Origin of the sequence: Chitinophaga jiangningensis, assembly GCF_900142605.1 — a bacterium.
GTDB classification, from domain to species: domain Bacteria; phylum Bacteroidota; class Bacteroidia; order Chitinophagales; family Chitinophagaceae; genus Chitinophaga; species Chitinophaga jiangningensis.
In genome coordinates, this window is record NZ_FRBL01000003.1 from 202,073 (window position 1) to 213,792 (window position 11,720).

At 49.9% G+C, this 11,720-nt stretch carries 1 protein-coding gene; it reads right to left on the reverse strand.

All coding sequences use genetic code 11. From position 1 onward, the window contains the following. Window positions 1-47: 47 nt before the first annotated feature. Window positions 48-11,720: a hypothetical protein gene (locus BUB18_RS08405; protein WP_073079861.1), complete on the reverse strand. Its 11,673-nt coding sequence runs from the start codon at window positions 11,718-11,720 to the stop codon at window positions 48-50.

Below are 11,720 nucleotides of genomic sequence, written 5' to 3' on the forward strand. Positions count from 1 at the left end.
CAATGCCAGGTAACCTTACCTGGCATTGTTGTTAGGTCAACCACGTTCTACACTATATCCACCATATTCAAATACAAACTCGTCAATTGAATCAGTGGCTTCGGTTCATCCGTCAGATTCGAGAAAATCGTGAGGTTGAAGTTCAGCGCAGCATTAGCCGTTCCGGGATTATAATCTTTCAGCCATTGGTCAATCACCTTCACCCAGTTAGCGATCATACCTGCAGGTGCTTTGTCCGGATGCTGACCCAGGTCAAAGGTCTTACCTGGTTGCATCATCACTGGCAGCTGAATAGTGTTACCCGCCGGGTTTACCTGGTAATGGTAGGTACCCACCACACTGAAACTTAGCTTCGACTGCTTATTCTTCACCAGCAAGGCATCAAACAGGTTATTGAGCTGCGTTTGTAAATCTGCTTTAACTGGTTTGCCGGTGATGGTAGCAATATTGATTTCCTCCGTGCGCGCAAAGTTAGGATAATAGTAATTCGGAAATTCCACCGAGCCCGTCGTATATACGAAGGCATTATTGGTAGGCTTGCCCGGCACCAGCTCCGCATTCCTGTCGAGATACACCGAAACCGCTGCATCCTGGCGACCGAGGATATTCAGGTTTTTCAGTTTTACCGTGCGGCCCGGAATGGTTTGACCTACAGCAGCTTTCAGCGGGCCTGCAGCATTAGTATAGTAGTAACTATGCGGCTCCGCGGTATAATCATTTCTGGTGTAGCCTTCGAGGTCCACCACCGGTACGCCAATAGCCTGGATCACATCGGCAGTAACACCTACTGAAATCACCAGTTCACCGTTTGTTCCAATGCCTTCTTTCACTTCAAAATTATAGGGCCCTTCTACGCTTGTGATATTACGCGGATCAAATTGTTTTACCTGTAAACCCTGATTTCCAGCCTGTTTGATGATGTTGCCTGTCAGGTCAGTATAAGCCTTCAAGGTGGCAGTAGCAGCGGCAACCTCCTGCGGTGTGCTGCTCATGGTAATGAGTTGCAGCTTGTCCAGCGCCTCATTAATGGCAGGCACCACGCTGATAAATTGCGCCAGCGCATTAAATGCATCCGGTAAGCCGGTCAGTTTATTCACTTCACCGGTCACCAGGTTAAACCGCACACTAAAGTGAAGGATATCCTGCGGATAGTGAAATGCCTGGCTATACGAAAACAGGTAGTTCCAGTCCAGTAAGTCGGCCAATGGAGCAGTGCTGCCACTGCTGGACAGCTCACCGTTTTGCCTGGTCATACCAGGCACCGGAGGGAATACATTAAGCGGCAGCGGTACCTGCACCGGTAATTTGGATAGCTGCTGCGATGCCAGTATACTACTGTTCTTACTAAAGAACTGCAGCCAGGAGGAGGCCTTGTAATCCTTAATACCCGGCAACTCTCCAATCTGGTGTTCAATGGAACTGGCCGTGTAAGCGAGTTGCAGGTCCAGACGCGACAACACTTCTCCGCCCGTTCCCTTGATGATCTGTGGCGAAGAAAGCAGGAAGCGTACCCCCGCCTGCTTGTCCGGCGCAAGGTTGATCTTAGGTGCAGTAAATTGCAGATTAGGAATTGGTTGCTCATTTTCTCCCACCACTTGTTCCACATTTCCATAAAGAAATGCCGGCTCATTCAGGTTATTCTCAAACACATCGGCTGTAAACTCCAGTCCGGATTGCACACTGTAGGCATTGGATAACTGCACGAGCAACGCCTGCCTGAAATCTTCCCGGATATTTTTCGGGTCCAACCCTTCCTCACTCGCAAACACAGGTACCATCAGGTCTTTGAGGATGTTGGCAAAAGCTTCTTTCTGCCCAATCAACTTTTCAAAGTAGTTGGTAGCACCAGGACTAACCGCTTTATTTTTCAGATCAATGATCTGAATGCTGGTCACAAAAGCAGGACTCAGCAATTCATCAAAGTTCTCGAATACCTGCCTGCACCAGAGATTGATGTCGACGTCAATAAAGTCCCTGTTCACCGGCGCGCTGGACGAATCAAACGGCGCGATAGGCACATTGGTTCTGCTGATCAGCTGATTGGCCACGGGGCGGGGCGCAAATAATTTTGCACCTGCATCCTGGTTAATAGCGTAACCCAGTGAAGGTACGGCAGCTGTTGCTGATGTACTTAGCCGCGTTACCCATAACACTGATCCCGCTGTTACGGCGGAGTCGAACCGGTCTACACCCGCGGCCACGCGCAGTTCCAGGCTACCGGCGAAGGCTGCTTCAAAGTCGTTCACAAACTTCGTATAGTTATTGCCGTTACCCGCCGCTAAATCGGAGAGGGGAGCAATGGCCGTACGGGCGACTAAAATAGCCTCGTTGGAATTTTCTGCCAGCGCAAGCTGACGTCTACCTATAATAAAATTGAGGGTAAGCTGGAAGATATCTTTTGTTTCAACAGTGGCCGGGTCAATATTAAAAGTGATGATATGCTGCAACGCCGGCACGTCTCCGGTTGCTTTACCAGCGGCCCTGTTATCTAAATACTGGTAAATAGCCTCGATCCATGTTTGCACCAGGGCCTTGGTCTGATCAGGATCTAACGCCAGCTCACGGTTAGGAAGCAGGCTGGTACTAACGCTCAGGCCTATACCATTTTTATCATTGAGCTGATACCATATCTGTTCATACAATGCCTTATCACCCGCAGCCTTGCTGATGATATTGGAGGTAGCAGGTATTGCCGTGTTGGTAGAAAAGCTGGCCGCCCCTTCATAACTCTTCTTCTTATCAGCACTCAGTATATCTTTTACCTGTAGGGAGATATCAATGCCTTCCGGCAAATTCTTCACGGAAAGCTGTACGGATTGCTTGTCGGCGTTGAGGGTGATCATATCCACTTCCACTTCGGGACTAAACTTGTAATTGGCCTTGTTAGTGGCTGCTGTTTCATCAAGCAGGTTGGTGAACACCGCTGTGAGCGTGGTGTTATTCACCACTTCCACTTTCAGTAAGCCATCGTAGGAAGCAGCATCAAAGTTTAGCAGTACGTTCAGCGCAGGCTGGGTACCGGTTTTAACCACCTGCCAGTTAGTGCTCACAGCCGGCCATCTGCTCAGCCCTATCAGTGTATCATTGTATTTAATCAGCACGGGCGCATTATTCGGATGCTTGTTATCCTGGCTGTTGTCCAGTGTTGTGAGGAGGGAGTTGCCATATAAATCCTGCCAGCTGTAATGGATCTGCAATAAATCCCCTAAGCCCTGGTAAGGATTGTTTTTGTTGTCCGGTGCACCCAGTTGGTTTTGTTTCACTTCTTTTAACAGCGTAATATATCCTAACGAATCAGTGTATTGCCATACATCTGTAGCACCAGGCACCGCAAACTTCTTATTGCTGCTGGTTTTGCCTTCCGGTATCACCGGGCATACCGGCATGCTGATATGGCTTTGCCGGAAGAAGGCATTGTCTGCCACGTGATATCCCAGCAGGGAGAAATTATTTTGCAGGAAGATCAGCGCAAAGTCTTTGTCACCAGGTTTCGCTGGCACTGCAGCCGGTACCTTGCGTACCGCCTTTATGGCCATTTCATTTTGCTTCACGGTACTTTGACTGCTGAGCGGACCGCTCTTAAACGTTACCGGTTTGGTAAGTTCAAACAGGCCACTCACTTGCCTGTTGGCCACTGCCAGGCCTGACAGGGATATACCGTAATAAGCACCGATAGAGGCCAGCGTGTTGCCACCTTTGCCGGTGCCCACTACCAGCTGGTGGTCCGGAATATAAAGTGCGGTGTATACTTCCAGCGGGTTGTCCCAATTGGTGACCTGCGGGTTGGCCTGTTTGAGAGATGCGGATGTTACTTCAAACCAGGTGGCAATGTCGTTCAGTAAGCCCCCCGGCGCCTGGGTGCCTACCATGTACACCCCACCGGTCAGGGTCAGGGTAGCACCTGTCCTTAATGGCACATCCTTGTTCTCGTCCGCTACCTGGTCGATGTCAGCAAAGAAGTCCTGCGCAATGCCTGCCAGGCTGGTATTGGCATCTGCCTTTATTTCCACATGTTGCATGAGCGTTTTTGCAAACAGCGTATGCGCCGTGAAATCTACTGCGGGTGCAGTTACCAGCGTATTCATGTAACTGAATAGCTGATTCCGGTTAGCGTTGCTGAACACTACAATCAGTGATACGAAGGCCGTTCCCTGGTTATCGAAAATTCGATCCGGCAGGCCAGCACCGCTTATACTGTTATTGTAATAGAGGTAATAGCCACCCTGACTGGTAATACTAGCCTCCCAAAGTAAACGGATAAACGTAGTAGGAGTTACCAGGTGTTGTGAACCTGCTAACTGATTCCGGCTGTCTGCTCCTACATGCGGCGCCGTAACGGTGGTGAGGTTTACCTGCGCCAGGCCTATGGTCAGTTCATCCGGGTTATCCGTTTGAATACCGCCACCGGCTGTGGAGTCGCTGCTTTGCGCGTAGGCAATATGCAAACTATCAATCCAGGTATCATTGGCACCTACCTGGTTTACCAGTTTTTCCAGCAGCAGGGTATTGAAGCCATCGGCACCGCCTACTTCATACGTGGAGGCGGAGTTAGGACTTCCGGGTACCGGCACAATGCGACGAATCGTAAAATCAATCCTGGTGGCCCATCCATACCCGTTAAAAGGAGCTTCATGCATTTGCTGGGTAGCCTCATCGTAGGTGCCCAGTTGAAGCGTCATGTAGGGGTTGAGCTGATGGGTATTCGGGTCCGGTACCTGCAGCAGCGCATCAGGAATCTTCCAGAGGCGCAGTTGTTGCTGGTCTCCGGCGGTACCTGCATAAGGCATGTTGATGGCCGCCGGGGAAGCCCAGGTAATGTCGGAGTTGAAAGTATAATTGTTGGGCTCTATCGTATACAACGGCGGAACGCCTAAGGATACCAGGTCCACATCCAGGTAGTTTTTGGTAGCAAAGGCTGTCAGTGCCACTGCTTCCTGGTATTGAACGGATGTTGGGGTGATAGTGATATCCAGCTTAGGCTGGTTGTCGAAGCTGATCCACTTGCTGCCATTGTTGCTGAAGGTAAGCGCAATACTTTTGCCTGTGGTTAGCACCGGCACCTGGAATTGCTGCCCGGTGAGCGCGAACAGTCCCGCAGCATCCGGGAGCTTGTAGCCATCCTTATCTTCCGTCACCCACATACCCGCAAATTTGGGCGACAACCCTTTCGTTGGCAGGCGCAGGCCAGCCATGTAATAACGGGAAGTAAGCCCGGATAAGTGCTGTAGGCCCTGGGTAAACTGTATTTCCTGTATCAGCGCACCCACGTTGAATTGCGGCAGCTGCACAATGTCCAGGTCTGCTTCTTCAGTAGTGGCAAACAGGTTCTTAATGGTTAAGTTCGCAGCAATGGCGGACAATTGTGCCATTGTTACACCGAACTTCGTAGATACTTCATTCAGGTTATCCTTGTCTTTCGTTTTGTAAACGAATTCCGGCAGTTGCAGGGTAGTGGCCGGCAGCAACAAATCTTTCAGGGTAAGGATATTACTTTTGTCCAGCAGCTCCTCCACGGTCACCGTCTGGCCGAAGTGCTTCGCAATGTTTTCCAGCGACTGCTGCGGCAATATCGTATACGCCGGCTGCGTGTCATAAGTAACCGATAAACCTGCTTTCAGGATATCCCCGTTCTGCTGATTTTGCAGTGCCAGGCTTCTTGCTGTAAATGCGCTGCCATACAGCGCCAGTGCAGCGATGGAGCTAAAGTTGTCGCCCGTTTGCACTACATAGCTGCTGCCGTTGATGGTAATGCTGCTATCGGTCGTTAATGTATGCGCTTTGTTGTCTTCAAATAATTTCTCCAACGTATAGTCGGCTCCGTTAGAGAGCTTCCCGGTATCATTCACCCATTTGATAATGTCGCCTGTAGTCTGATCTTTCTGTATCGGATATACGAAGCGCTTCAGCGAGTTGCTGGCCATTTCCAGCATCTGCTTAGCCAGCAGTGCGTAGTAGTCGGCAAATATAAAGCTGCCGATGGAAGGCCCGTCGTCATCACTGAGCCGGAAGGCTTTGTAGGCGGTGTTTTTGCCCGCTTTCTCTACCGCTAATTCATTGAAGTACACCCGCAACGCGGCGAGGTAATCGGTGCTGGTGGCGTTGTATGCCGCGTAGGTATAAGCCAGTGGTTCCGGATCACCGCTGCGTTGTATGGAAAAGCCTATGGATGGCAGCATCGGGAAGTAGGTAGCACTGAGTTCGTTGTCATCGTTGTTGCCTTCGGGTTTATGGACCACCACCTTAAACTGCCGCTCCATAAAGGTAAGAATGTCCTTTTCCGGTACAGGTATCGGATTTTCAGCGGAGCTTAAGTAAGCGAGTGCGGTTTCCAGCGTTTCGCGTGTTACGATCAGCTGATCCACCTCCGCTGCGGTAACCGGGTTCGGCTGCAACGCGGCAATCACCCAGCGGAACACCTGTTTGGCAACCTGTTCAAACGCGCTGTCAGCAACCGTTTTCAAGGCTTTTAGCCTGCTGCTGTGCTGATCATCCTGGGGCGCTTTTACGGATTCCATCATCAGCATAGCTACCGCGCATGCCTGCTGTGCGGCCAGGGTAGGGGATTGCTCATTTTCATCCCTGGCTGCAGTAATGCCTAAAGCGAGGTAGGCGGTGAGTTCCGCCGGAGTAGCGGCTGGTTGGAGGTTGTCCCAGTTAAAAGTGAGGTTAGCAGCCAGGAGCCTGTGTTGGAGGAGTTTAACGGCCATGCCTGCACGCTCATGGCGGCGCAGTTGTGCCAGCGACAACTGTTGTGTGCCATCGGCCCATGGAGCAGTGCCTCCCACGGCTGGCAAGGTAAGGTGATGCTGTATACGCAGGGAGAAGCTGAAGCTGATGCTGATAAACAGGATTTTGATACTCGCCGACGCAGTTACTTTGGCCGTGAGCGCCAGTTCTACGGGTTCGTACGGTGCAAAATAGAATTGTGCGGTAATGCTGATTTCTATGTTTACACTGGCTTTTATGATCGCAAAATCCACCGTGCCGTAAAGTTTGCCGATGAGGCCCACCGTACCGCGGATGGAAAAGTAGTAATCTGTTTCGATACGGTCCCGCTGGCTGCTGGTGGCTGGCAGGTAAGGATTCCATTTGGCAAGCACACCTTCAATGATGGCCGCCACGGTAAGGCTAAATCCTGCACTGAGTATACCCAGGTTAAATTCATAGCCCACACCTATCTGGAAGCCTACGCCAAAGGCCACTACGGGGTTAAATAGTCCTTTTTTAGATGCCGGTACTTTGGTAGTGGTGGCGCTGGACAATTTCGCGAAGTACAGGCCTATGGAGCCCATTACCGGTATGGGTGCCGGCACAAATATGATGGTTTGCAGGGTAAATGCCCGGGAGAAATCAGTGTTCCACGGGAAGCCGAGGTCCACCTGGAAATCGCCGTTGGTATATACCTGTATGCCGAAAACAGGTAACGTAATGTTGAATTGCCCGAGCCGGATATTGCGCATGATGTCAGGCAGCGTGATCTCTGACTGGTATACCCCTACCGACTGGCTGATCTGCCGGTACATAATTTCAAACTGTAAGCCTTTGAGCACTTTGGCGGCATCACCGTTAAGGGCTATACGAAGACCGTATAGCTTAGGGTCTGCAAATACAACCTGGAGGTTGAATACATAATCGCTTGCCAGTGCCATCACTCCTTGTCCGCTTGCTTTTGGCGGCGGATCTTCGCTGATGCGAACCAGCCCGAAATCCATACCTGTCAGCCAGCCACTGTTGGCACTCAGTTTCACCGGCGGCACTTTGCCTTTGGGCGTATCCGGCAGTTTTTCCATGATGGTAATTGCCTGCGATATGCTGGTGGCGCTGGACAGCCCCTGTACATCCACGTGCTGCCCAAGGGCAAGCATCCGAAGGTCCAGGTATTTATTTCCCTGTGCGGGAGGCGCCGGTGTTGTTTCCGGTTTGGATGCATCCCAGCCCAGTGGCTTGCTCTTATCCTGCTGCCACAGGAAGCTTCCCAGCAATTGTACCTGTACACCATTTTGATTCGGGTCAGGCTGATCGGAATTATAGCTGAGTTTAAAGCCGGTGATGGTAGCGATGTTGATGCCGAACAATCCGATGTTGATCGGGTTCAGGTCTATTTGGAGGCCTACCTGTTTATCGGTAAAGTTAAACGTGAGCACGAGGTTGTTAAGTGCAATGGAATCAAGGATATTCCAGGGTGCACCTAAGCTGAATTTGCTGCCGGTAGCCCATTCTACCATGGTTTCTACCATGCTGCCAATGGTGGTGGACTGCGTGAAGCGAAGGGTAGCAGTGGTTTTATCCGGGTTCGTAGTGGTGATAATTTCTCCCTCCAGCGGTCCCCACTTAATACCAAATTTTTTAACCTTCGGATCGAAGTTATAGTAAACGGTGAGGCTGATGTTTTGCCAAATGATATCTGCCTGCCCGGTGCCGAAATAACCGGTCACCGGCGGATCGGCCTGTAGTAAGGAGGCCAGTGATACCACGCGTTGCTGGTGGGTGATAACAGGTACCTGTGCTTTGCCATGAATCGTTTCTACGCCGCCAAAACTTTTGGTACCGCCGTTGTAACCGAGTTTCAGGTTGAGGTCCAGCGAGAGGTCCACGCCCGGTATTTTAATTGGGTCCGCAGTTTTGGCGGTAAACAGCCAGGAGTTAGTAGCGGTTTCAATTTCAATGCCGAGGCCATCGATGTTGATGTCAAATTCTTTGGTTATTTCCCATTGCAGGTAATCGCGCATGAAGTCCACCAACTTTATAACGCCGGAAGTTTGCTGTGCCATAAATTTCCAGCCGTTGCCCTTGCCGAGATAGTTCGCGGTAAGGAGCATGCCGATATTTGCGCCTTTAGGGAGTATAACAATGGAACCAACGAGGCTGCCCGTATGAGAGGAGTTGTTACCGTTGAGCGCCAGAGAGAGGTACTCTATGGTTAGCACTGTACGGCCCAGGATCACAATCGGCCAATCCAGTTGAAGTGTGGTGTCAATCGTGTAGGCGCCGTTGTTAGTATCGTAACTGATTGCCAGTGCGGTGATTGCCGGTTCAGTATTGTCAGGCCAGGAAGGGGAGGCCCCGGGCCAGAAGATCTGCAGCAGGTTGGTGAGTGGTAATTGAGGACTGATCAGGTCACCACTGAATCGCAGCGCTGGTATCTGTGCGCCTACGGCAATGCGTGGGGGATTGTCCCCTGTGCCTATCAGGAGTTCGCCACGCATAGCGGCGGATATTTTTCTATTCTTCAGATCACCGGGCGCTATAATTGTGATGAGCACATCGGCATTGTCTATGGCCAGGTTGCTGATCAGTGGCCATTTATCTGGCGACCCGATGCGGACACTTACCGAATCAATGATTTTCAGATTGGAATTATAGGTAAACGAAATGGCCTTTACGCCAATGTTAGCGAGCTTTTGAACGGCTTCGGGTACATAATTTTCCAGGTTGATACCGCCTACAAATCCCAGGAAAGTGGAAATGGAAGCGGGTTTGTCAAAAGTACCAGAGCCGGTGGCAAGGCCTTGTGCATCCGGCAAACTCAACTTCAATGTAAGGTCGGTATCTTTTAAGATAACGCTGATGTAGCCGCCCGGTGGCATGTCACCATTGGACGCTGTTACATGGAAGGTGGGGGAGGTGAATACAATCCAGGGAATGCCATCCATACTCCACTCATCCTTACCGGTGAAGGTAGCGTCACAGGTCATCTCCTCATATTGCACCGTAAAATTGAGCGTAGCGGTAGTATCTATGCCATAGGCATTGGAATTGCCTTTGAGTATAACTGCTTCTATTTGTCCCGCCTCATTATTGCGCGAGGTTACCGCCGGATCAGTAATAATCAGCTGACCACCGGTAGGTGCTACCAGTGATTTGAAAGTTTTATTTATTCCACCTGAAGGAAAAATAACACCCAGCAGGTCCACTTTACCGCTGCCGGCAATTGCCGCTTTGATGTCATTGAAAAGCTTTTCCAATGGACTCGGTTCATTAGCTGCAATTGATTTACCCTGTGAGGTGAACACGGTTTTATAAATATTGATGAAGGTGGAACTACCAATTACTATTTTGTCGTTGAAAGATTTTTGAAAAAACTCCTGTACTGACCCAAAGTAGTTTTTGACTTCGTCGGTATCAATGCTATTGATAAAGGTTGAAAGGATATTATTGGGTTGTTGGGCTACGCTGGCAGGCCAGGTGTCAAGGTTCGCCTGGATCTGGTTGGCAGCGTTTTGAATACGGGCGATCAAAGCGCTTGCATCATTATCCCCCACATTTCCCGGCGCATAATTATTCGCTGTACCGATGGCGGTATATCCTTCCGTATGAATATAAGGCTTTCCTGTCGTGATAGCCGGTACTGCTGTATTCTGGCCCTCAAATATAGGCAGCTGTCCAGTTACGCTTAACAGGTAATTGAACACGTTGGAGGGCACACGTCCTGCCTGAATCAGTAAAACGCGTGTGGCGCTTCCTTTGAGCCAGGTCAGTAGTTGCTCCAGGCTTTCATTTGCCTCCGAGAATTCTACTGCCTTTACTACAATTTCCGGTTCTGTATTAAATGCGTTCCTCCTGTTTGTATACGTGAGGTCGGCCGCTATCTGTAGTTGTCGTTGTGTGGAATCCGGTGATGTGATGGCCCTTAGAACTTCCTCATTTGCCGTTCTGCCACCATTGGCAATGTTGGTCACCTTTTTCATGCTCATGGCTGCATTGGAGCCGGCCTTATAGGCACTAAAATTGAACAGTACCGGCCTTTTTATTTTTGTGGTAGCACCATCCCGCAAGGCGGTATGCACGCTGGCCAAGGCCAGTGCAAGGCGGTCGCTGGCGGGTTTTCTGAAGAAAGATTCTACTTCTTTGGTGCTATCATAGATGACGCCGTAAATGGGGACGATTCCAAAATCTGTGACTTTTGTTCCGGTTGTAAATCCCTGCAACATGCGTAGGAGCGCTTTGTCATCCTCCGTTTTAGCTACCGCAATGATATTTGTCCAGTCGGTATCATTGAGGTCCTGGATGGTTAAGGCAAAACTCCGGTCGGCCACATGCAGCGGTGGCAACCAGCCCAGGTTGCCCTTATCGGTATAGGGATAACTACTTCCTTCCCTACATAATATTGTTTTTCCTGATTCAAGATTCAGCGCATATACATTCGTAGAATCCATCTCAACTTTTTTGTAGAAGATGATATTGCCCGGATCGAGTCCATGCTGGGCATACGCCTTTACCTTCCACTTATAAGGTTGCAACATCAGAAAACTTTTCACCTTCAATGGAAGGAAATCAGTTTCCAGGAAGGAAACGTCCGGTAAACCGTTGATATAATCACAGGCACCTGCAAAGCCGAAGGCTATTTCTGTGGAGGGTGGTTTATCCATCAGGTTAATGATGTTGATGGTTGCCTGGCCTAATTTTCCCCCTGCCTGCTTGTTGCCTAACTCCGGCAGCAGTTCAAAAATCTTGGGAATATCATCATTATCATTTACATATATTTCTATCGTTCCCCGGTAGTCATATCCTGGAGGTGTATCATACTGATCACCACAGAAGCGACGAATAATATTTACCGGTGCACTATAGTGACCGTAGTTAGGGCCTCCGGGAATAAAGCACCGGATGGTGGCCTGCTGTATGATAAATATTCTGAACTGATCTATTCCTCCCTTTAAGAATTCACGTCTGGATGTATCTATCGTAGCGCCAAAAAATGCAAAATCGGGAAAAGACAT

Coding starts and splice junctions, on each gene's coding strand:
- BUB18_RS08405 (WP_073079861.1), bottom strand. CDS start 11,720: ATGTCTTTTCCCGATTTTGCATTTTTTGGCGCTACGATAGATACATCC.